The organism is Mycobacterium gordonae, from assembly GCF_001417955.2.
GTDB lineage: Bacteria > Actinomycetota > Actinomycetes > Mycobacteriales > Mycobacteriaceae > Mycobacterium > Mycobacterium gordonae_B.
This window is the reverse complement of the sequence record NZ_LKTM01000341.1, coordinates 1-21,755: the sequence shown is the minus strand read 5'-3', so window position 1 is coordinate 21,755 and position 21,755 is coordinate 1. Positions and strand designations below refer to the sequence as shown.

The 21,755-nt window shown below is 68.0% G+C and carries 19 protein-coding genes; 14 read left to right on the top strand and 5 right to left on the bottom strand.

What is annotated here, in order from left to right; all coding sequences use genetic code 11:
• Positions 1-94 precede the first annotated feature (94 nt).
• The 10 genes from eccA to eccE all read left to right on the top strand — a co-directional run bounded on the left by eccA (position 95) and on the right by eccE (position 13,340).
• A complete protein-coding gene (gene eccA, locus AO501_RS24625; RefSeq protein WP_156452762.1) occupies positions 95-1,990 on the top strand; it encodes a type VII secretion AAA-ATPase EccA in 1,896 nt (631 codons plus the stop codon).
• Positions 1,987-3,597, top strand: coding sequence for a type VII secretion protein EccB (gene eccB / locus AO501_RS24620; RefSeq protein WP_055580205.1), 1,611 nt, complete (start codon positions 1,987-1,989; stop codon positions 3,595-3,597). The genes eccA and eccB overlap by 4 nt, the downstream gene beginning before the upstream one ends.
• Complete coding sequence (gene eccCa / locus AO501_RS24615) at positions 3,594-7,586, top strand: type VII secretion protein EccCa (protein WP_055580204.1); 3,993 nt, start codon at positions 3,594-3,596, stop codon at positions 7,584-7,586. The genes eccB and eccCa overlap by 4 nt, the downstream gene beginning before the upstream one ends.
• Positions 7,583-7,891 carry a PE family protein gene (locus AO501_RS24610; RefSeq protein WP_055580203.1) on the top strand — a complete coding sequence of 103 codons (309 nt, stop codon included), beginning with the start codon at positions 7,583-7,585 and terminating at the stop codon, positions 7,889-7,891. Before eccCa ends, AO501_RS24610 begins: the two co-directional genes overlap by 4 nt.
• Positions 7,892-7,993: 102 nt before the next feature.
• The gene (esxG, locus tag AO501_RS24605) at positions 7,994-8,287 is read left to right on the top strand and encodes a type VII secretion system protein EsxG (protein ID WP_055580202.1); all 294 of its coding nucleotides are present in this window, start codon (positions 7,994-7,996) and stop codon (positions 8,285-8,287) included.
• Positions 8,288-8,313: 26 nt separating this feature from the next.
• Entirely contained in the window at positions 8,314-8,604 is a 291-nt protein-coding gene (locus AO501_RS24600) for a WXG100 family type VII secretion target (RefSeq protein WP_055580201.1), read from the top strand.
• A gap of 10 nt (positions 8,605-8,614) precedes the next feature.
• The gene (locus AO501_RS24595; RefSeq protein WP_055580200.1) at positions 8,615-9,484 is read left to right on the top strand and encodes an ESX secretion-associated protein EspG; all 870 of its coding nucleotides are present in this window, start codon (positions 8,615-8,617) and stop codon (positions 9,482-9,484) included.
• 75 nt (positions 9,485-9,559) lie between these two features.
• Complete coding sequence (eccD, locus tag AO501_RS24590) at positions 9,560-10,951, top strand: type VII secretion integral membrane protein EccD (protein WP_156452764.1); 1,392 nt, start codon at positions 9,560-9,562, stop codon at positions 10,949-10,951.
• A gap of 44 nt (positions 10,952-10,995) precedes the next feature.
• On the top strand, positions 10,996-12,360 hold the full coding sequence (gene mycP, locus AO501_RS24585) for a type VII secretion-associated serine protease mycosin (protein WP_231752600.1): 1,365 nt from the start codon (positions 10,996-10,998) through the stop codon (positions 12,358-12,360).
• Complete coding sequence (gene eccE / locus AO501_RS24580) at positions 12,357-13,340, top strand: type VII secretion protein EccE (protein WP_055580197.1); 984 nt, start codon at positions 12,357-12,359, stop codon at positions 13,338-13,340. The genes mycP and eccE overlap by 4 nt, the downstream gene beginning before the upstream one ends.
• Here the strand turns inward: eccE and AO501_RS24575 are convergent.
• Positions 13,327-14,541 (bottom strand): alpha/beta hydrolase family protein, encoded by a 1,215-nt coding sequence (locus tag AO501_RS24575; RefSeq protein WP_055580196.1) that lies wholly within the window; start codon positions 14,539-14,541, stop codon positions 13,327-13,329. The two genes, eccE and AO501_RS24575, sit on opposite strands and share 14 nt — an antisense overlap.
• A gap of 154 nt (positions 14,542-14,695) precedes the next feature.
• On the opposite strand from AO501_RS24575, the gene AO501_RS24570 reads away from it, so the two are divergent.
• Complete coding sequence (locus AO501_RS24570) at positions 14,696-15,478, top strand: trans-aconitate 2-methyltransferase (RefSeq protein ID WP_055580195.1); 783 nt, start codon at positions 14,696-14,698, stop codon at positions 15,476-15,478.
• On the opposite strand, the gene AO501_RS24565 is transcribed toward AO501_RS24570, so the two are convergent.
• Genes AO501_RS24565 through AO501_RS24555 form a run of 3 tightly spaced genes read right to left on the bottom strand, consistent with a single transcriptional unit; the run spans position 15,467 to position 18,042 of the window.
• On the bottom strand, positions 15,467-16,864 hold the full coding sequence (locus tag AO501_RS24565; protein WP_055580194.1) for a sulfatase: 1,398 nt from the start codon (positions 16,862-16,864) through the stop codon (positions 15,467-15,469). The genes AO501_RS24570 and AO501_RS24565 overlap by 12 nt on opposite strands.
• A complete protein-coding gene (gene bluB / locus AO501_RS24560) occupies positions 16,857-17,534 on the bottom strand; it encodes a 5,6-dimethylbenzimidazole synthase (RefSeq protein WP_055580193.1) in 678 nt (225 codons plus the stop codon). The genes AO501_RS24565 and bluB overlap by 8 nt, the downstream gene beginning before the upstream one ends.
• Positions 17,535-17,559: 25 nt before the next feature.
• Positions 17,560-18,042, bottom strand: a complete 483-nt coding sequence (locus AO501_RS24555) for a hypothetical protein (protein ID WP_055580192.1) — start codon at positions 18,040-18,042, stop codon at positions 17,560-17,562.
• Positions 18,043-18,100: 58 nt separating this feature from the next.
• Between AO501_RS24555 and AO501_RS24550 the strand changes: the two genes are divergently transcribed.
• Positions 18,101-18,766 (top strand): phosphatase PAP2 family protein, encoded by a 666-nt coding sequence (locus AO501_RS24550; protein ID WP_055580191.1) that lies wholly within the window; start codon positions 18,101-18,103, stop codon positions 18,764-18,766.
• Positions 18,767-18,809: 43 nt separating this feature from the next.
• Positions 18,810-19,466 carry a L,D-transpeptidase family protein gene (locus AO501_RS24545; protein ID WP_055580190.1) on the top strand — a complete coding sequence of 219 codons (657 nt, stop codon included), beginning with the start codon at positions 18,810-18,812 and terminating at the stop codon, positions 19,464-19,466.
• A 7-nt stretch (positions 19,467-19,473) separates the two neighbouring features.
• On the opposite strand, the gene AO501_RS24540 is transcribed toward AO501_RS24545, so the two are convergent.
• Entirely contained in the window at positions 19,474-20,013 is a 540-nt protein-coding gene (locus AO501_RS24540; RefSeq protein ID WP_231752599.1) for a nuclear transport factor 2 family protein, read from the bottom strand.
• A gap of 173 nt (positions 20,014-20,186) precedes the next feature.
• Between AO501_RS24540 and AO501_RS24535 the strand changes: the two genes are divergently transcribed.
• On the top strand, positions 20,187-21,755 hold a 1,569-nt coding region (locus AO501_RS24535), incomplete at its 3' end, for an Hsp70 family protein (protein ID WP_055580188.1).

Genomic DNA, 21,755 nt, shown 5'->3' with positions numbered 1-21,755 from the left:
GAGTTCGAGTGATAAGTCGCGCGGAATGGGCCGCCTCGACAGTTAGCTTAGGGAATGCTAACTTCGTGAGGCTAACCTCAGGCGGAATTTGCCAATGGCGACCTTGACTTCAGGAGACGGCGCAGGCGTGGAACGCGGTGACGGCGGTATAGCGGGCATGCTGGCGGCAGCGCCCCGAGCATCCCGGACAGATGGCAGGGTAGACGGGGATGTCGTCAGCAGGTTTGCCACCTGCTGTCGCGCGCTCGGTATCGCGGTCTACGAGCGGCAGCGACCGGCGGACCTGAGCGCGGCGCGCTCGGGCTTCAGCGCGCTCACCCGTATCGCCCACGAGCAGTGCGACGCGTGGACGGGCCTGGCCGCCGCCGGCGACACGTCCAAACGTGTGCTCGAGCAGGTGTCGCGGACGGCCGCCACGGCCGGGGTGTTGCAGCGCCAGGTCGAACTGGTGCCCGGGGCACTCGGGTTCCGCTACGACACGGGGCTCTATCTGCAGTTCCGGGCCACCACGCCGGACGACTTCCACCTCGCCTACGCGGCCGCACTGGCCGGCGAACGTCAGTTCGCGGTGGCCGACGAGATCGTCAACCGCATCAGCGAACGTCGCCCCAAGTTGCGCGAGGCCCGCTGGATCTCCGTCGTGATCAACTATCGCGCGGAGCGCTGGTCGGACGTGGTCAAGCTGCTCACCCCGATCGTCAATGACCCCGATCTCGACGAGGCCTTCGCGCACGCGGTGAAGATCACCCTGGGCACCGCGCTGGCCCGGCTGGGCATGTTCGCTCCGGCGTTGTCGTATCTCGAAGAGCCCGAGGGCCCGATCGCCGTCGCCGCGGTCGACGGTGCGCTGGCCAAGGCGCTGGCGCTGCGGGCGCACGTCGATGAGGAAGCGGCCAGCGAGGTGCTGCACGAGCTGTACGCGGCCAACCCCGAGAACGAGGAGATCGAGCAGGCGCTGTCCGATCCGAGTTTCGGGATAGTCACCACCACCGCGGCGCGCATCGAGGCCCGCATCGACCCGTGGGACGCCGAAACCGAACCCAGCGACGCGGATTTCGTCGACCCGGGCGCGCGCGAGCGCAAGGCCACGCTGCTGGCCGAGGCCGAGGTCCAGCTCAACGACTTCATCGGTCTGGACGAGGTCAAGAACCAGGTGTCGCGGCTGAAGAGTTCCGTCGCGATGGCGGTGCTGCGCCAGCAGCGCGGCCTCACCGTCGCCCAGCGGACCCACCACCTGGTGTTCGCCGGCCCGCCCGGGACGGGCAAGACCACGATCGCCCGCGTCGTCGCGAAGATCTACTGCGGGTTGGGACTGCTGAAGCGGGAGAACATCCGCGAGGTGCATCGTGCGGACCTGATCGGCCAGCACATCGGCGAGACCGAGGCCAAGACGAACGCCATCATAGACAGCGCCCTGGACGGCGTGCTGTTCCTGGACGAGGCGTACGCGCTGGTGGCCACCGGAGCCAAGAACGACTTCGGGCTGGTGGCCATCGACACCCTGTTGGCGCGCATGGAGAACGACCGCGACCGGTTGGTGGTCATCATCGCCGGGTACCGGGCGGACCTGGACAAGTTCCTCGACACCAATGAGGGGCTGCGGTCCCGGTTCACCCGCAGCATCGACTTCCCGTCCTACCAGCCGTCCGAACTCACCGAGATCGCGAATCTGATGGCACAGCAACGGGACAGCGTTTTCGAGCAGGCCGCACTCGATGACATGCAGCGGCTGTTCACCCACCTGGCCGAGACGTCGTCGCCCGACAGCAACGGCATCGCGCGGCGCAACCTCGACATCGCCGGCAACGGCCGGTTCGTCCGGAACGTGGTGGAGCGCTCGGAGGAAGAGCGCGAATTCCGGCTCGACCATTCGGAGCAGGCCGGGACGGGTGAATTCACCGATGAGGAACTGATGACGATCACCGCACAAGATGTCGGCAACACCGTCGCCCCGCTGCTGCGCGGTCTGGGACTGTCGGTGCCGGCATGAGCAAGACCGAGTACGACGACGAGCGGGACGAGCGGCGTTCGTTCGCCTCCCGCACGCCGGTCAACGAGAACCCCGAGCAGGTGCACTACCGCCGCGGTTTCGTCACCCGCCATCAGGTGACCGGCTGGCGGTTCGTGATGCGCCGCATCGCCTCGGGAATTGCGTTGCACGACACCAGGATGCTGGTCGAGCCGCTGCGTACCCAGTCGCGCGCGGTGCTGATGGGTGTGCTGCTGCTGGTCACCGGATTGCTTGGCTGCTTTGTGTTTTCGTTGATCCGGCCCAACGGGCAGGTGGGTAACAACACGGTGCTGGCCGACCGGTCCACCGCGGCGCTGTACGTCCGCGTCGGGGACCAGCTGCACCCGGTGCTCAATCTCACTTCAGCCCGGCTGATCGCCGGCCAGCCGGTCAACCCGACCACGGTGAAAAGTGCTGAGCTGGACCGCTTCCCGCGAGGCAACCTGATTGGCATTCCCGGTGCCCCGGAACGCATGGTGCAGAACACCTCTCGCGACGCCGCCTGGACGGTGTGCGACGCGGTCAGCGGCCAGCCCGGGCGCGGCGCCCGCAGCACGGGCGTGACGGTGATCGGCGGGCAGCCCTACAGTGACGGTTCGCGCGCGGCCGCGATCAGTGCCGGCCAGGTGGTCCTGGTCGATAACGGAAACAGCACCTGGCTGCTGTGGGACGGCAAGCGCAGCCGGATCGATCTGGCCGACCACGCCGTCACCAATGCCCTGGGCTTGGGTACCGACGTGCCCGCGCCGCGGCCCGTCGCGGCGGGCCTGTTCAACGCGATCCCCGAGTCGCCGCCATTGGCCGCCCCGCCCATCCCCAATGCCGGCGCGCCGGCCGGCTTTGCGGCGCCCGCGCCGATCGGCGGGGTGGTGGTGTCCTTTGCGGTGGACCGCAGTGCGTCGGACACCGTCACCTACTACGCCGTGTTGCCCGACGGTCTGCAACCGATCTCACCTGTGCTGGCGGCAGTCCTGCGGAACACGAATTCCTATGGGCTGCAACAGCCGCCGCGGCTGGGTGCCGACGACATAGCCAGGCTGCCGGTGTCGCGGATGCTGGACACCGGTCGTTACCCGGCCCAGCCGGTGACCCTGGTCAACCCGGCCAGCAATCCGGTCACCTGCGCGTTGTGGAGCAAGCCCGCCGGGGCCGCGACCAGCTCGCTGAGCCTGTTGTCAGGATCGGCACTGCCGGTGCGCGACGGGCTGCGCACCGTCGAACTGGTCAGCGGCGGAGCCAAAGTCGCGCTCGCCCCGGGCACCGGATACTTCACCCAGACCGTGGGCGGAGGGCCGGCCGCGCCGCCCACCGGGTCGTTGTTCTGGGTCTCCGACACCGGGGTCCGATACGGAATCGACAACGAGTCCGACGGCCGGTCCGAGGGGCGATCCGGTCCTAATGGACCGAGCAAAACGGTTGAGGCCCTTGGTCTCGAGTCGCCACCGCTGGGCATTCCGTGGTCGATCCTGTCCTTGTTCGCACCCGGTCCGACACTGTCGCGCGCCGATGCGCTGCTGGCGCATGACGGCCTGCCGCCCGACAGCCGGCCGGGACACCCGGTAACCGCCGAAGGGGAGCCCCGATGAGCAGACTGATCTTCGAGGCCCGTCGGCGGCTGACGCCGCCGAGTGCCCGGAAAGGCACCATCACCATCGAGGCGCCGCCGGAATTGCCGCGGGCGATTCCGCCGTCGCTGTTCCGGCGCGCGATGCCGTACCTGATCGGGATCCTGATCGTGGGCATGATCGTGGCGTTGTTCGCCACCGGCATGAAGGTGATCTCCCCGCAGACGCTGTTCTTCCCGTTCGTGCTCCTGTTGGCCGCCACCGCGCTGTACCGGGGCAACGACAACAAGATGCGCACCGAGGAGGTAGACGCCGAACGGGCCGACTATCTGCGCTACCTCTCGGTGGTGCGGGACAACATCCGGGCCCAGGCGGCCGAGCAGCGCGCCGCGGCGCAGTGGTCGCATCCGGCGCCGGAGACGCTGTCCGCGGTGCCCGGGTCCCGTCGCCAGTGGGAGCGCGACCCGCACGACCCGGACTTCCTGGTGCTGCGGGCCGGGCGCCACTCGGCGCCCCTGGCCACCGCGCTGCGGGTCAACGACACGGCCGATGAGATCGACCTGGAACCGGTGTCGCACAGCGCATTACGCAGTCTGCTGGACACCCAGCGCACGGTCCGCGACATACCCACCGGCATCGATCTGACCAGGGTCTCCCGCATCACCGTGCTGGGGGACGCCGGACGGACGCGGGCCGCGGTGCGGGCCTGGATAGCTCAGGCGGTGACCTGGCACGACCCGACGGTGCTCGGCGTGGCGCTGGCCACCCGCGACCTGGAGGGCGACGACTGGTCGTGGCTGAAGTGGTTGCCGCACGTGGACATCCCCGGCCAGGTCGACGGTGTGGGGCCGGCCCGCTATCTCACCGACGATGCCGACCTATTGGCAGATCTGCTCGCGCCGGCGCTCGACGACCGCCCGGTGTTCACCGGCCGGCCGGTAGATGCGTTGCGGCACCTGCTGATCGTGGTGGACGACCCCGACTATGACCTGAACGTCTCGGCGCTGGGGGCGGGCCGCGCGGGCGTCACCGTCGTGCAGTTCTCGGACAAGGAGCCGCACCGGGAGCAGTACTCCGACCCGGAGAAGCCGATCCTGCGCGTCACGGGCGGCGCCATCGAACGGTGGCAGACCGGTGGCTGGCAACCGTACATCGATGCCGCCGACGAATTCAGCGCGCATGAGGCCGCCCACCTGGCCCGCCGGTTGTCGCGCTGGGATTCCAACCCGACGCACACCGGCCTGCGGTCCGCGGCTACCCGCGGCGCCAACTTCACGACGCTGCTGGGCATTTCGGACGCGTCGCAGCTGGATGTGCCCGCGTTGTGGGCGCCACGAAACCGCGACGACGAGTTGCGCGTCCCGATCGGCGTCACCGCCACCGGTGAGCCGCTGATGTTCGACCTGAAGGACGAGGCCGAGGGCGGTATGGGCCCGCACGGCCTGATGATCGGTATGACGGGTTCCGGCAAGTCGCAGACCCTGATGTCGATTCTGTTGTCGCTGTTGACCACTCACTCGGCAGACCGGCTGATCGTCATCTACGCCGACTTCAAGGGCGAGGCCGGGGCCGACAGCTTCCGCAACTTCCCGCAGGTCGTTGCCGTCATCTCGAACATGGCCGAGAAGAAGTCGCTGGCCGACCGGTTCGCCGACACCCTGCGCGGCGAGGTGGCCCGGCGCGAGATGCTGCTGCGCGAGGCCGGCCGCAAGGTGCAGGGCAGCGCTTTCAACTCGGTCACCGAGTACGAGGCCGCGATCGCCAACGGGCATGACCTGGCACCCATCCCGACGCTTTTCGTGGTGGCCGACGAGTTCACCTTGATGCTCGCCGACCATCCGGAATATGCCGAGCTGTTCGACTATGTGGCCCGCAAGGGCCGCTCGTTCCGCATCCACATCCTGTTCGCCTCGCAGACGCTGGACGTCGGGAAGATCAAGGACATCGACAAGAACACCTCTTACCGGATCGGTCTGAAGGTGGCCAGTCCCAGCGTCTCTCGCCAGATCATCGGTGTGGAGGATGCCTATCACATCGAGTCGGGCAAGGAGCACAAAGGCATCGGGTTCCTGGTGCCGGCCCCGGGCGCGGCCCCGATCAAGTTCCGGTCTACCTACGTCGACGGCATCTACGAACCGCCTCAGGCTGCGAAAACCATGGTGGTGCAATCCATTCCGGAGCCCAAGCTGTTCCCCGCCGGAGCCGTCGAGCCGGATCCGGGCACTGTTGTCTCCGGAGTCGACGAGGACGAGCCCATCGGGCCGCCACGCAAGCTGATCGCGACCATCGGCGAACAGCTGGCCGGCTACGGGCCGCGGGCGCCGCAGCTGTGGCTGCCGCCGCTGGATGAGCCGATCCCGTTGACGGGGGCGCTGGCGCGCGCCGGTGTGCCGCCCCGGCAATGGCGCTGGCCGCTCGGTGAGGTGGACAAGCCGTTCGAGATGCGCCGCGACCCGTTGGTGTTCGACGCCACGTCCTCGGCTGGCAACATGGTGATCCACGGTGGCCCCAAGTCCGGGAAAACGACTGCGCTGCAGACATTCATCCTGTCTGCCGCCAGCCTGCACTCGCCGCGCGACGTCACGTTCTACTGCCTGGACTACGGCGGAGGTCAGCTCCGCGCGCTGGAGGGGCTGGCGCACGTCGGCGGCGTGGCAACGGCACTCGAGCCCGAACGCATCCGCCGCACGTTCGGCGAGCTGGAGCAGTTGCTGCTGGCCCGCCAGCGCCGGGAGGCGTTCCGGGACCGGGAAGGCAACGGGCACGGCAACGGGTCGGTCACCAACGACGGCTTCGGTGAGGTGTTCCTGGTCATCGACAACCTCTACGGCTTCGGCCGCGACAACGTCGACCAGTTCAACACCCGGAACCCGTTGTTGGCGAGGGTGACCGAACTTGTCAACGGCGGTCTCGCCTACGGCATCCACGTGGTGATCACCACGCCGAGTTGGCTGGAGGTGCCGCTGGCGATGCGCGACGGCCTGGGGCTGCGACTTGAGCTCAAGTTGCACGACGCCCGCGACAGCAATGTCCGGGTGACGGGAGCCCTGCACCGTCCCGCCGAGGCGATCCCGCACGACCAGCCGGGGCGCGGCCTGACCATGGCCGCCCAGCACTTCCTGTTCGCCGAACCGGAATTGGACCAGATACCCGTGATCAACGCGCGCTATCCGGGCCAGACGGCGCCGCCGGTGCGGTTGCTGCCCTCCAGCCTGGCTCCGGAAGCCGTTGGCGCGCTGTATCGGGGCCCGGAGCAGATCGTGATCGGCCAGCGCGAAGAGGATTTGGCGGCGGTGGTGCACGACTTCGCCGAGCACCCGCTGCTGATGGTGTTCGGGGACAGCAAGTCCGGCAAGACCACCCTGTTGCGCCACATCATCCGCACCGTCCGGGAGAACTCGACCGCCGACACCGTGGCCTTCACGGTGCTCGACCGTCGTTTGCATCTGGTCGACGAGCCGCTGTTCCCGGACAACGAGTACACCGCCAACATCGACCGGATCACTCCCGCGATGATGGGGCTGGCCAACATCATCGAGTCACGCCGGCCGCCGGCGGGCCTGTCACCGGCTGAGCTGTCGCGGTGGAGCTACCAGGGTCACACGCACTACCTGATCATCGACGACGTCGACCAGGTACCGGATTCGGCCGCCGTCAGCGGGCCCTACGTGGGACAGCGCCCCTGGACCCCGCTGATCGGCCTGCTCGGCCAGGCCAGTGATCTGGGGTTGCGGGTGATCGTCACCGGCCGGGCGTCCGGGTCGGCGCACGCGTTGATGACCAACCCGTTGCTGCGCAGATTCAACGACCTGCAGGCGACCACCCTGATGCTGGCCGGCAATCCGCAGGACAGCGGCAAGATCCGCGGTCAGCGGTTCAGCCGGCTGCCGGCGGGCCGCGGAGTCTTGTTGTCCGACAGCGACACCCCGACATTTCTGCAGTTGGTCAATCCGATGGTCGGTGCGGCCGCGTTATTTGGTGATACGCAACAGGAGGGAAGTCAGTCATGACGTTGCGAGTGGTTCCGGAGGGACTGGCCAGTGCCAGCGCCGCAGTCGAGGCGCTGACGGCGAGGCTGGCTGCCGCGCACGCCAGCGCGGCGCCGTTGATCACCGCGGTGGTTCCGCCGGCTGCCGACCCGGTGTCGCTGCAGACCGCCGCCGGTTTCAGCGCGCAGGGCCAGGAACACGCAGCCGTTGCCGCTCAGGGTGTCGAGGAGCTGGGGCGTGCCGGCGTCGGCGTCGGTACCGCCGGTGCCAGCTACCTCGCCGGTGACGCGGCGGCCGCGGCGACGTACGGGATGGCCGGTGGCTGATGAGCGCCCGGGACGTGGGGCCGAGAGGAAGGGGGAGCCGGAAGTCAGCGAGATGACTTGCCGAGCAGGGAATTCTGATTCAAGACAAGGGAAGGAAGATCTATGAGTTTGTTGGATGCTCACATTCCGCAACTGGTGTCGTCGCAGTCGGCGTTCAGCGCCAAGGCGGGGTTGATGCGGCACACGATCGGTCAGGCCGAGCAAGCGGCGATGTCGGCGCAGGCGTTCCACCAGGGCGAGTCCTCGGCAGCGTTTCAGGCTGCCCACGCCCGCTTCGTGGAAGTAGCGGCCCGGGTCAACACCCTGCTGGACATCGCGCAGGCCAACCTGGGTGAGGCCGCGGGCACTTACGTCGCCGCCGATGCCGCGGCCGCGTCGTCCTACACCGGTTTCTGAGCCCGGCTTCGAAGAAAGGATTGATCATGTCGCAGATCATGTACAACTACCCGGCCATGCTCGCGCACGCCGGGGACATGTCGGGCTACGCGGGCACCTTGCAGGGCCTGGGCGCCGATATCTCGGCCGAGCAGGCCGCGCTGCAGAACGCCTGGCAGGGTGACACCGGGGTGACGTATCAGGCGTGGCAGGTGCAGTGGAATCAGGCGATGGAGGACCTGGTGCGTGCCTACCAGGCGATGGCCAGCACCCACGAAGCCAACACCATGTCGATGATGGCCCGGGACGCCGCCGAAGCCGCCAAGTGGGGCGGTTAGCCGCAGCTAGATGGACGCTTCGCCCAATGCCGTTGAGCTGACGGTAGATCAGGCGTGGTTCATCGCGGAAACCGCGGGGGCGGGCAGCTTTCCATGGGTGCTCGCCATCACCACGCCGTACCGCGATGCCGCGGAACGAACCGCGTTCTTCGACCGTCAGGCCGAGGAGCTGACCCGGATGGGAGTGATGACGCCGGACAATTCAGGCGGTGTCATCAACCCGGTGATCGCCGGCTGGATCAAAGTCGTGTGCTTCCCGGACCGGTGGCTCGACCTGCGTTACGTGGGGCCCGGTTCGGGGACTGACGCCGGCGACATGCTGCGCGGCATTGTCGCGCAGCGTGCGGGCGCCACCGTGGTCGCGCTGCGCAGCGCCCAGCTGGTCACCTTCACCGTGATGGACATCGACGACCCCAGGGCGCTGGTTCCGGTGCTGGGCGTCGGGCTGATGCAACGGCCGCCGGCGCGGTTCGAAGAGTTCAGCATGCCGACCCGGGTGGGCGCCCGGGCCGACGAACGGCTGAGGGCCGGCGAGCCGCTGTCGGAAGTCCTTGACTATCTGGGGATTTCCTCCTCGGCGCGCACGGTGGTGGAGTCCGTGTTCACCGGTCCGCGCAGCTATGTCGAAATCGTGGCCGGGTGCAACCGCGATGGCCGGCACGCCACCACCGAGGTCGGGCTCAGCATCATCGACACCACCGCCGGGCGGGTACTGGTCAGTCCCTCCCGGGCGTTCGACGGCGAATGGGTGTCCACATTCAGCCCCGGCACACCGTTCGCGACCGCCGTCGCGATCGAACAACTCACGTCCTTGCTGCCGGGTGGGGAATGGTTCCCCGGCCACCGGTTATCGCGAGACTTCTCCACCCAGAGTTCATAGCAAGCAGAAAGAGAGCACGATGTTCCAGCAACGGCCCCAGCAGCTTTGGTGGGTTCAGTGACCTCCGGCACCGTCATGCCGATCGTCCGCGTCGCCATTCTCGCGGACAGTCGGCTGACGGAGATGGCATTGCCCACCGAGTTGCCGCTGCGCGAGATCCTGCCCGCGGTGCAGCGTCTGGTGGTCCCCGCCGCCGGCAACGGTGAGAGTGCCGAAGGCGCTCCGTACCTGAGCCTGGCCCCGATCGGTGGAGCGCCGTTCAGTCTGGATGCGAGCCTGGACACCGTCGGCGTGGTCGACGGCGATCTGCTTGCGCTGCAGCCGGTTCCGACCGGCCCCGCCGCGCCGGGAATCGTCGAGGACATCGCCGACGCCGCCATGATCTTCTCGGCGTCGCGGCGTAACCCCTGGGATGCCAAGCACATTCAGCGTGGCGCGCTGGCCGCGGTGATCGGTGTGACGCTGCTGGCCACCGGCTTGTCGGTCGCTCACCGGGTAGTAACGGGTGCCCTCGTCGGACTGGTCGCGGTCAGTGCGCTCGCGGCGGTCGTCGCGATCACCGGGTTGCTGAGCACCGGCCGGTCTGCGCGCACCGGCGTCGCATTGTCGATCACGGCGCTGGTGCCGATAGCGGCGGCGCTGGCGCTGGCGGTGCCGGGTAGGTTCGGAGCCGCGCAGGTGCTGCTGGCCGCGGCCGGCGTCGCCGCCTGGTCGTTGATCGCACTGATCGTCCCGAGCGCCGAACGAGAGCGTGCCGTCGGCTTCTTCACCGCCTCGGCGGTGGTCGGTCTCACCGTCGCGCTGGCGGCCGGCGCCGAACTGCTCTGGCGGCTGCCGGTATTGACGCTCGGTTGCGGTCTGATCGTCGCAGCGCTGTTGATCACCATCCAGGCGGCTCAGCTGTCGGCGCTGTGGGCGCGCTTCCCACTGCCGGTGATTCCGGCGCCCGGTGATCCCACGCCTTCGGCGCCGTCGATGCGCGTGCTGGAGGATCTGCCCCGCCGGGTCCGGATCAGCGACGCCCACCAGAACGGGTTCATCGCCGCGGCTGTGCTGCTGAGTGTCGTTGGATCGGTCGCGATCGCGCTGCGCCCCGAGACGTTGAGCATCGCGGGCTGGTATGTGGTGGTGGCTGCCTCGCTGGCGGCCGCACTGCGGGCGCGGGTGTGGGATTCGGCCGCGTGCAAGGCGTGGCTCCTGGCCCAGCCGTTCCTGGTGGCCGGTGTGCTGCTGGTGGTCTATGCCGCGACCGGACGTTTCGCCGGCGCGTTCGCCGCGGTGCTGGTGCTGGCGGTGCTCGTGCTGGCCTGGATCGTGGTGGCGCTGAACCCGTCGATCGCTTCGCCGGACACCTACTCGCTGCCGCTGCGCCGGTTGGTGGGTTTTGTCGCGGCCGGTCTCGACGCGTCACTGATCCCGGTCATGGCGTTCTTGGTCGGTCTGTTCGCCTGGGTGCTCAATCGATGAGACGTGTTGCTGGATTGGGCTGCTGCACAGCGCTTCTGGTGCTGATGCAGGGCCCGGTGATCGCGACGGCGCCGCCGGCGCCCGCGATCAGCCCACCGGTGGTGGACGCTGCGGCGCAACCGCCCGGCGGGACGCCGGGACCGGTGCAGACGATGGAGCAGCGCGGCCCGTGCAGCGTCTCCGGCGTCATCCCGGGTAGCGACCCGGGCACGCCGACCCCCAGCCAGAACCTGCTGAATCTCCCTGCCGCGTGGCAGTTCTCCCGTGGCGAAGGCCAATTGGTGGCCATCATCGACACCGGTGTGCGCCCCGGTCCGCGGCTGAACAACGTGGATGCCGGCGGTGACTTCGTGGAGTCCACCGACGGGCTGACCGACTGCGACGGGCACGGCACGCTGGTCGCCGGCATCGTGGCCGGCCAGCCCGGAGACGACGGCTTCTCCGGTGTGGCGCCCGCGGCACGGCTGCTGTCGCTGCGGGTGACGTCGGCCAAGTTCTCCCCGCGCACCCCGGGCGGTGACCCGACACTGGCGCGGGCGGCCATCGATATCGAGGCGCTGGCCCGCGCCATCGTGCACGCTGCCGATCGCGGCGCCCGGGTGATCAACATCTCCGCGATCACCTGCCTGCCGGCAGACCGCACCGTCGATCAGTCCGCGCTGGGAGCGGCGATCAAGTATGCGGCGGTGGACAAGGACGTGGTGATCGTCGCCGCCGCCGGCAACAGCGGCCCGACCGGATCGGTGGCCGGTGGCACGTCGTGCGACTCCAACCCGCTCACCGACCTGAGCCGCCCCAGCGACCCGCGAAACTGGGCCGGCGTCACGTCGGTCTCCGTCCCGTCGTGGTGGCAGCCTTACGTGCTGTCGGCGGCTTCCGTCTCTCCCGACGGCCGTCCGTCGAAGTTCACCATGGCGGGTCCGTGGGTCGGCATCGCTGCGCCCGGGGAGAACATCGCGTCGGTGAGCAACGCCGACGGCGGCGGCCTGGCCAATGGCCTGCCCGACGACCACCAGCAGCTGATCCCGCTCAGCGGCACCAGCTACGCGGCCGGTTATGTCTCCGGCGTCGCGGCGCTGGTCCGCGCCAAGTACCCGGACCTGCCGGCCGCCGAGGTGGTGCGCCGCATCACCGCGACCGCCCAGAACGGCCCGCGGGATCCGTCGAACGTCATCGGGGCCGGCACCCTGGATGCCGTCGCGGCGCTGACCTGGCAACTACCGGCGGCAGCCGGTGGGGCACCGGCGCCGGCATCGGTGAAGCCGGTCGCCCTCCCACCGCCACGGGCGCCCGAGGACACGACACCGCGCAACGTCGCACTGGCCGGAGCCGGCGTGCTGACCCTGCTCGTCATCATCACCGCAGCGACGGTGGCGGTAGTGCGCCGCCGGAAGGAGCCCACCTCGTGAGCTACTCGATTCCCGCACCGGGGGCCGCCAGGATCACCCTGGCGCTGCTGGCCGTCGTGCCGGCCGTGATGGCCTACCCCTGGCAGTCCACCAGGGCCTACTGGTTGATCGGCATCGCCGTGGCGGCGTCGATCCTGCTCTTCGGGTGGTGGCGCGGGCTGCACTTCACCACGATCCTGCGCCGTCGGCTGGCCATCGTCCGCCGTGGCGGGCGACCGGTTCCGGAACCGGATGCAAACACCCGCACCACCGCGGTGGTGCGGCTGGGGCCGGCGTCCTCGGCCACCGGCACACTGCCGTTGCCAGTGATCGCGCGCTACTTGGACTGCTACGGCATCCGCGCCGACAGCATTCGAATCACCAGTCGCCACGACGGATCCGGTGCCGCTGACAGCTGGGTCGGCCTGACGTTGTCGGCGGTGGACAACCTCGCCGCGCTGCAGGCCCGTTCGGCCCGGATCCCGTTGCACGAGACGGCCGAGGTCGCTGCCCGCCGACTCGCCGATCATCTGCGCGAGATCGGCTTTGACGCAAACACCGTTGCCGCCGAAGATGTTCCGGAGGTGCTGGCGATCGAGGCCGGCAACAGCAGCCGCGAAACGTGGCGAGCGGTACAGCAGGGTGAATCGGATTACGTTGCGGCATACCGGATCAAGGCGGATTCCGGGTTGCCGGAAACACTCGCCGAGGTGCGGGCGCAGCAGGCACGCGAGATCTGGACCGCGCTCGAGATCGCGGACTCGGGAACTCACTACACGGTTGCGGCGGCCTGCGCGCTGCGCACCGACGCCGCCCCGGCCGGCACCGCCCCGGTGGCTGGCCTGACCCTGGAGCGAGGCAACCAGCGACCGGCGTTGCAGGCGCTGGACCCGTTGTCCACCCGCCGCCTCGACGGTCATGCGCAAGCGCCTGCGGACCTGCTGCAGCGGTTGGACTGGCCGACTGCGCAAGGCCCCTCAGCGACCCTCAGTCGTACATGAACTGGTGCAGGAACGGCGTCATCCGGCGTAGGTAGTCCAACTGGCTCACGTGCAGCACGTGGCTGCCGGGGAACCAGTGCAGCGCGCAGTGGTCCCAGTGCTTCCACAGGGCCACCGCATGCTCCGGTGGGGCCATCCGGTCGCCGAGACCGGTGATGATCATCCGGCGATCCTTGGACAGCAGTGGCTGATAGTTCAGCGGGCCGTGGTAGGCCAGCCCGGCCTGCAACTCATCGTTGCTGATGCTGGTCAGCCACCGGCCGAACTTGATGAACGTGCTGGCCGGGAACCACTCGTCGAACAGATCGCCGGGCGTGATGACGGGACAGTTTGGGATGACTGCCTCGAGCCGGTTGTCGACGGAGGCGATCAGCGCCGATGTGTACCCGCCGAGTGAAAGTCCGGTCAGCGCAATGCGTTCCACGCCGGTGCCGTGCAGATAGTCCACCACGGACCGGAAGTCGTGCACGGCCTGGGCCATCGCCTCGGCGAAACCGCTCAGCCCGCTGGCGAAGTAGCCGAAACCGCTGAACGGCGAATGTTTTTCGGCTCTTTTGCCATGAAACGGCAACGTGTACAACAACACGTCGTAGCCCGAGCGGAAGTACCAGGGCAGCGAGAAGAACAGGCCGTTGAAGAGATACGAGGACCCCATGAAGCCGTGGATCACGCACAGGGTGGGGCGGGGCCCGTCGTCATGGCGCCAATGTTGGGCCCGCACCACATTGTTGGCCGACAGCGAACTCCACCGCTTGCGCATGGCGGGGTTGACCGCCCGGAAGCTGCTCGGGAACGAAATGTTGTCGATGGTGGCCAGGGCGACACGCTGCGCGAGCGGACTGGCGTGCCGGGTCACCTTTTTCGGCGGTTCCAGCGGAGCCGGGAAGGACAGGCGCGGGTCGCGCTCGGCGCCGAGTTCGGCGTAGAACCTCAGCTTGTCGCGCTCGCTGCCGGAATCACCACGCCGCAGGTTGCTGCTGACGACCACCGGCGCCACCGTGGCGGCCAGCAGCGCCGATGCGGTGGTGCGCAGTGCGACATCGCTGATCGCCGAGGCTTCCACCACCAGGCGCTGGCGGGGAGACAGGGCGGAGCGGGCGGGCAGTCCCTCGACGCCGACGTCGCCGCCGGGTACGTCGGGAATGGGCAGGGGAGGGCTGATCGGGTCAGCGTCACCAACCAGGTCCGAAATCTCAGACATCCTCTTGATGGTAACGCGCTGATTGTGGCGAATGCCGGGCCTTTCGACAGGCTCGTCAATAATTTGGCACCCGGTGGACGCGCATTGCGGGGCCGTCCGGTAATACGGTTTGTTGATGACACCCCCAGTTCAGGTGTCGATCAGGAGGACCGACATGTGGGATCCGGACGTCTACCTGGCTTTTGCGGATCATCGCAGCCGTCCGTTCTACGACTTGTTGTCGCGGGTGGGTGCCGACCGGGCGCGCCGGGTGGTGGACCTGGGTTGCGGCCCCGGCCACCTGACCCGGTACCTGGCCAAGCGCTGGCCGGAGGCGGTGATCGAGGCGATCGACAGCTCTCCGGAGATGGTCGCGGCGGCCCGCGAACGCGGGATCGACGCCGCCACCGGAGACCTGCGGAACTGGAAGCCGCAGCCTGACACCGACGTCGTGGTCAGCAACGCGGCGCTGCACTGGGTTCCCGAGCACTCCGACCTGCTACTCAAGTGGGTCGGCCAGCTGCCCGGCGGATCGTGGATCGCCGTTCAGATCCCCGGCAACTTCGACACGCCGTCGCATGCCGCCGTGCGCGCGCTGGCACGCCGCGAGCCCTACGCAAAAATCATGCGGGACATACCGTTTCGCGTAGGCGCCGTGGTGCACCCGCCCGCGCATTACGCGGACCTGCTGATGGACGCCGGCTGCCGGGTCGACGCGTGGGAAACCACCTATCTGCACCAGCTGACCGGCGAGCACCCGGTGCTGGAATGGATCACCGGGACCGCGCTGGTGCCGGTGCGCGAGCGCCTCGACGACGACGGCTTCGACCAGTTCCGTCAGGAGCTGATTCCCCTGCTGGACGACGCCTACCCGCCCCGGGCCGACGGTACGACGATCTTCCCGTTCCGCCGGCTGTTCATCGTGGCGCAGGTCGACGGGCGCCGTTCAGCTGGTTAACCCGGGCTCGGCCTCTTCTTCGATGCCGCGGTCCACGGCGATCGCCGAGCGGCTGGTCGGCGTCGCGCGGTGGATCTGCAGATATGTCTCGGTGTAGCGCACCGCAATCCGGGTGCCGGCGAAGTCGGACGGAATAACGTCGCCGGTGCGCTGACGCCAATCATGCAGCCGCACGGCGAGATCGGCCGCAATGGCGTCGGAGTCCCCGGTGGCGGCATCGAGCAGATTGCTGGTCTCGGTGGGGTCGGCCCGCAGGTCATAGAGTTCGCGCTGCGGCCGCGGCGCTGTGACATAGGGGGCTACGGCGATTCCCGAGGGGCTCTCCTCGATGTCCCACGGCAGGTCCAACAGCGGTCGCGGCACGTAGTTCTCGATGTAGCTGTAGTCCTTGGTGCGGATGGCCCGGATCGGGTCGAAGGAGTCGTGATAGGTCTTCGTGGTGTACACGTGGTCACGCACCGGCGCGATCGGCTCCGGCGCGAACAGCGCATCGGCGTGCGAGACGCCGTCGACGTCGGGAGGCACCTCGATGCCCAACAGACCCAGCAGCGTGGGCAACAGGTCCACGCCGCTGAACAACTCGTCGTACACGCGGGGCGACATGCCGAGGCCGGTCGGCGGGCGGACGATCAGCGCGATGCCGGTCCCGGCGTCATACAGAGTGGACTTCGCCCGGGGGAACGCCGGGCCGTGGTCGGTGAAGAACACCACCCAGGTGCTGGCATCCAGACCGGTCTCGGAAAGCCGGTCCAGCAACCTCCCCACCGCTGCGTCCGCGGTGGTGATGGAACCGTAGAAGTCGGCGAGGTCGCCGCGCACCTCGGGGGTGTCCGGCAGGTAGTCCGGCAGCTGCACGGTCGCGCTGTCGGCCGGTTCGTAGCGGTCGTGGGGATAGGGCCGGTGCGTTTCGAAGAATCCGGCGGTCAGCAGGAACGGCTGGCCGGACAGGTCAGCCGCACTGTCTTGCAGCCATTCCTCGACCTTCTCCACCACGTATTCGCAATACGAATTCGAGACGTCGAACTCGTCGAACCCCAGCCGCTTCGGATAGGACGTTTCGTGCTGCATCCCGAAAAGGGCCGAGTAATAGCCTGATTCGGAAAGCAACTGAGGCAGGGTGCGCACATCGGTGCGGTACTCCCAGCCGTGGTGGGCCAACCCGAGCAGCCCGTTGGTCTGCGGGTAGCGCCCGGTGAACAGCGAACCCCGCGACGGCGAACACAGCGGCGCGGTGGCATGGGCCCGGGTGAACAGGATGCCCTCGGCGGCGAGGCGGTCCAGCCGTGGGCTCGACACATCCGGGTGGCCGTAGACGCCGAGGTAGCGCCCGAGGTCGTGCCAGTGCACGAGCAGGACATTCTGCGCAGCTGTTCCCGCGTCACCCATTCACACCGTCCCTTTCGCTTCCAGGAGTCTGCCACTGATTCTCCGAGACGAACTCCCGCAGCGGTCGCGCCGAGGTCCAGCCGTCCAACTCGAGGGCGGGTCGGTCCGGGAACTCCGGGACCGGCCCCACACAGAGAATCGCCACCGGTTCGGCACCGTCGGGCATCCCCAGCAGCGCCGCCAACCGGTGCGGGTCGAACAGGGACACCCAGCCCACGCCCAGACCCTCGCAGCGCGCCGCCAGCCAGAGGTTCTGGATCGCGCAGGAGACCGACGCGAGATCCATCTGCGGCAGCGTGCGCCGGCCGAAGATATGCGATTCCCGGTCGTCACACAGCGCCACCACCAGTAGCTCCGCGCACTCGAGAACGCCCTCGACCTTCAGTGCCAGGAATTCGGCCTCCCGTGCTCCCAGGGCCGCCCCGGTCAGCAGGCGTTCGGCGTCGACCAGCGCGTGAATACGCCGTCGCAGGTCCGGGTCGGTGATCCGGATGAAACGCCAAGGCTGCATCAGACCCACGCTCGGCGCGGCGTGCGCGGCGTGCAGCAGACGCGCCAGCACCTCCTCGGGCACGCGGGCGTCCGGGGAGAAGCGGCGCATGTCCCGTCGCTCCGAAATCACGCGGTAGACGGCGCCGCGCTCGGCAGCGGTGTACGCGTGATCGGTCATCCGGTCAATCGTAGAAACGCGGCGGTCACGGGCTGTAGGTGACGCCCACCGCCCGGAACACGTACTCGGGTGGCACATCGAAGGACACCGATCGCCGCGGCAGGCGGGCCAGCACATCCTCGTCGATGGTGTCCTTGAAATGCAGGGAGAGGTGACCGTGGAAGCGCTCGTCAACCGCGGCCGTGTCCACGTCGACTTGCAATCCCGTCGCGGAAATCTCCGCGGTGGCCGCCCCGCCCTGCGCCTCGTCCCAGCGCACGTCCACCACCCGCCCGGCCAACTTGGGCACCACCGACAGCGTGGCCAGCACCCGCTGCTGGGTCAGCGCCAGCGAACCCACGTAACTGGCGACGCTGCCCTGAGACCGAAGGCCCGGGATGGACCCACTGAACCGCCTGGTGACCGCGACGAATTCGGCGAGGTGGATCAGGCCCTCGGATTCCACCTGGGCATGTAGCTCCGCGGGCAACCTACCGACGCCGAACAATCTCCGAAGAATCACGGGCATGACGCCAGTATGGGTCGGTTTGGCGTTCGGTGCATCGAGGCTGGTATCGATGTAGCCGATGAGCAGCCCACGAATTGCCTCCCGACTTTCGTGGTCTGCGGGCCTCATAGCGGCCGCGGTCGCGCTCTACGCCCTGCTGTGGGTGGGGCATCGGGAACACTGGGGCTGGCTGCACGCCTTCGACTGGGCGTTGCTGAACCCGGCGCACGAGATCGGCATCAAGCATGCGGGGTGGGTGCGGTTCTGGGTCGTGGTGTCATTCGTGCTGGGCCCGATTCCCCTGCGACTGCTGGGCCTGGCGGCGATGGTGTACGCGCTGGTGCGACGGCGGGTGCGGATGGGGCTGCTGCTGATGGCCTGTGGACCCCTGAACGGGTTCATCACGCTGGTTGCCAAAAATCTGGCCGGGCGCCCGCGACCGGTGACCGCGCTTGTCTATGCGACCGAGACGTCGTTTCCGTCCGGGCACGCGCTGGAGGCGATGTGCAGTCTGCTGGCCCTGCTGGCTTTGTGCCTGCCGATGCTGACCAGGAGGCCGGCGCGGGTGGCCGCGATGGTGTCGGCCGCCTTCGGCGTCTTCATCGTCGGCGTGGCCCGGGTCGCGCTGAACGTGCACCACCCCTCTGACGTGATCGCCGGCTGGGCGCTGGGCTATGTGTATTTCATGGTGTGTCTCTGGGCTTTTCGGCCCGAGTCACAGCCCCGTGACTCAACTGGTTCTTAACCTTTACTTGACCCTCGGCTACGGCGGGTCTGACGATTGACCCATGCGCCGACTGCTCGCTCAGCTTTGTGCTGTCGTGTGCGCGTTCGTGATGGCCGCCCTGTTCGCACCGGACGCCGGGGCCGCGGGTAATCCCTGGTTCGCGAACTCGGTCGGCAATGCGACACAGGTGGTTTCGGTGGTCTCGACCGGTGGGTCGAACGCGAAGATGGACATCTACCAGCGCACCGCGGCCGGCTGGCAACCACTCAAAACCGGGATACCCACCCATGTCGGCTCGGCGGGCATGGCGCCGCAGGCCAAGAGCGGCTACCCGGCCACTCCGATGGGGGTGTACAGCCTGGACTCGGCGTTCGGCACCGCGCCGAATCCCGGTGGGGGACTGCCGTACACGCAGGTCGGACCGAACCACTGGTGGAGCGGTGACGATCACAGCCCCACCTTCAACAGCATGCAGGTGTGCCAGAAAGCCCAGTGCCCCTTCAACACCGCCGACAGCGAGAATCTGCAGATCCCGCAGTACAAGCATGCTGTGGTGATGGGCGTCAACAAGAACAAGGTCCCCGGAGGCGGCGCCGCGTTCTTCTTTCACACCACCGACGGCGGGCCCACCGAAGGCTGCGTGGCAATCGATGACGCCACGCTGGTGTCGATCATCAAATGGTTGCGGCCCGGCGCGGTCATCGCGATCGCCAAGTAGACGAACGCTATTCGCTCACGTCGGCACGGGCACGGCCGGGCTTGACGTTGAACTTGAGATCCGCCACCGACATCGTCGCCTCGTAGGTGCGGTCGTAGCCGGTTGCGCTGATCCGCCACCCGTCCGGGGTGCGCCGGTACTGGTCGCGGTAGAACGCCGCACCGATCAGCATGAAATTGAACTCAGCGACGATCACCCGGTCTTGCAGATACCAGATGCCCGAAGCGGTATCGCCGCTGACGGTGATCTCCGGGTGAGTCACCCGGTGCTCGGTGACGACACCGGGCCCCATGGCTGAGCTCAGGTACTCCACCAGGTCCTTGCGATTGTCGAAGTGCAGTTCCTTGCCCAGCGACGAGCCGTAGGCCCCGACGATGTCCTCGGTCATCGTCTCGGCGAAGTCGTCCCAGTGCTTGGTATCCATCGCGCGCAGGTAGCGGTACTTGACTTGCTTGATCGCTTCGACATCTGCCACGGGGTATTCGGAGAGGCTCACCGGCTCATTGCAGCATACCGGGCCGGCCGCGGCGCGGGAGGGCCGGGACAAAACCAGGGCCGCACTCCTGCCGGCTCGATTTGTCAATGGTGCCCAACATACCTTTTCGATGACGACACGGCATCGACCGGATACCAATGACATTGCCGCCGAACCATATTCACCGACGCGGCGGCTAAGGTAATCCCTGGCTACCGACCCCCTATCGACGAAAGCATGGCTATATGTACGACCCGCTGGGGTTGTCGATCGGGACCATGAACCTGGTTGCGGCGGCGAGCGGAAGTTCTCCGGTCATCCGTCGCGCTGTGCTCACCCTGTATCCGCACTGCGCCCCGAAACTTGGTGTGTTCGGCGAGAATTCGGCCGATCCTGGCACTCTGATGAGTGCCTTTGTGGAACGAATCGGCGACTCGGTCGCGCTGATCTCGCCGGACGGATCCGCGCATGACCCGGACCTGCTGACGGTCGAGGCCCTGGACGCGATGGTGGTTGCCGCCGGCGCCGATGCGAGTTCCGCGGACATCACGATTGCCGTTCCCGCACACTGGAAACCGGGTGCCGTGCAGGCGTTGCGCAATGCACTGCGCACCCATGTCGGGTTCGTCCGCAGCGGTCTGCCGCCCCGCCTGGTCCCGGACGCGCTCGCGGCATTGACGGCGGTGAACGCCGAAGTGGGTGTTCCCACCGGGGGCGTGGTGGGGTTGCTGGACTTCGGCGGCTCCGGCACCTATGTCACCCTGCTGGAAACCAAGGATGAGTTCGAACCCGTTAGCGCCACAATGCGTTACGACGATTTCTCGGGAAACCAGATCGACCAGGCGTTGCTGCTGCACGTGATCGAAGAACTTGGCCATACAGACATCGATGCGACCGGCACCGCCATGCTGGGTCAGCTCGGCACGCTGCGCGAGCAGTGCCGGGAGGCCAAGGAGCGATTGTCCACCGATGCCGTCACCGAACTGGCGGCCGAGCTCTCGGGCACCAGCATCGCGCTGGAACTCACCCGGGAGAAGTTCGACGATCTGATCGCTGACCGGCTGACCGGTCTCATCTACGCCTTCGACGACATGCTGGCGCGCAACAATTCGAGTTTCGCCGACCTGGCAGCGGTGGTCACCGTCGGCGGCGGCGCCAGCATTCCGCTTGTCAGCCAACGTCTTTCATTCCACACCCGGTTGCCGGTGCTGACCGCGTCCGATCCGGTGAGCGCGGCCGCCAAAGGTGCGTTGCTGCTGGCGACCCGCAGTGAGCTGATGGACCTGCGGACCCGCACCTCCGTCGGGCTGCTGGTCGGCGGGGCCCACGCTGCCGGAGCGTCCGGCGTCGGCGTCATCGACCTGCCGGCCGGGGACGTGCTGATGATCGACCAGGACGCGTTGACCGACCGCGAACTGGCCTGGTCGCAGACCGAGTTCCCCGAGGTGCCGACCCGCTTCGAGGGCGACTCCTACAACGAAGACGGCCCGTGCTTCTCGATGCGGCTCAACATCATCGACCCCCCGAAGGCGCCGAAGCGCCGCATCCGGGTGTCGCAGCTGCTGATCGGCCTGTGCGCCGCGGTCGCGATGACCGCGGTCGGCGGGGTGGCGATCACGCTGACCGCCGTCGAGCAGCGTCACACCCACCATCCCGCTCCGATCGTGCCCAGCGTCGCGCCGCCACCGGTGTCGCCCAGCGCCAAGTTGCCGAACCCGATTCCGACCAGTCCGGCGGCACCCAGCCCGCTGCCGCCGCCGCCCAGCGAGGCGATGGCGCCCAGCGCGGCAGCGCCCACCAGCGTCGAGACACCC

Bases quoted from the DNA above. Each gene is read 5' to 3' on its own strand.
- eccA (WP_156452762.1), top strand. From the start codon at position 95: ATGGCGACCTTGACTTCAGGAGACGGCGCAGGCGTGGAACGCGGTGAC.
- eccB (WP_055580205.1), top strand. From the start codon at position 1,987: ATGAGCAAGACCGAGTACGACGACGAGCGGGACGAGCGGCGTTCGTTC.
- eccCa (WP_055580204.1), top strand. From the start codon at position 3,594: ATGAGCAGACTGATCTTCGAGGCCCGTCGGCGGCTGACGCCGCCGAGT.
- AO501_RS24610 (WP_055580203.1), top strand. From the start codon at position 7,583: ATGACGTTGCGAGTGGTTCCGGAGGGACTGGCCAGTGCCAGCGCCGCA.
- esxG (WP_055580202.1), top strand. From the start codon at position 7,994: ATGAGTTTGTTGGATGCTCACATTCCGCAACTGGTGTCGTCGCAGTCG.
- AO501_RS24600 (WP_055580201.1), top strand. From the start codon at position 8,314: ATGTCGCAGATCATGTACAACTACCCGGCCATGCTCGCGCACGCCGGG.
- AO501_RS24595 (WP_055580200.1), top strand. From the start codon at position 8,615: ATGGACGCTTCGCCCAATGCCGTTGAGCTGACGGTAGATCAGGCGTGG.
- eccD (WP_156452764.1), top strand. From the start codon at position 9,560: ATGCCGATCGTCCGCGTCGCCATTCTCGCGGACAGTCGGCTGACGGAG.
- mycP (WP_231752600.1), top strand. From the start codon at position 10,996: ATGCAGGGCCCGGTGATCGCGACGGCGCCGCCGGCGCCCGCGATCAGC.
- AO501_RS24575 (WP_055580196.1), bottom strand. From the start codon at position 14,541: ATGTCTGAGATTTCGGACCTGGTTGGTGACGCTGACCCGATCAGCCCT.
- AO501_RS24570 (WP_055580195.1), top strand. From the start codon at position 14,696: ATGTGGGATCCGGACGTCTACCTGGCTTTTGCGGATCATCGCAGCCGT.
- AO501_RS24565 (WP_055580194.1), bottom strand. From the start codon at position 16,864: ATGGGTGACGCGGGAACAGCTGCGCAGAATGTCCTGCTCGTGCACTGG.
- bluB (WP_055580193.1), bottom strand. From the start codon at position 17,534: ATGACCGATCACGCGTACACCGCTGCCGAGCGCGGCGCCGTCTACCGC.
- AO501_RS24555 (WP_055580192.1), bottom strand. From the start codon at position 18,042: ATGCCCGTGATTCTTCGGAGATTGTTCGGCGTCGGTAGGTTGCCCGCG.
- AO501_RS24550 (WP_055580191.1), top strand. From the start codon at position 18,101: ATGAGCAGCCCACGAATTGCCTCCCGACTTTCGTGGTCTGCGGGCCTC.
- AO501_RS24545 (WP_055580190.1), top strand. From the start codon at position 18,810: ATGCGCCGACTGCTCGCTCAGCTTTGTGCTGTCGTGTGCGCGTTCGTG.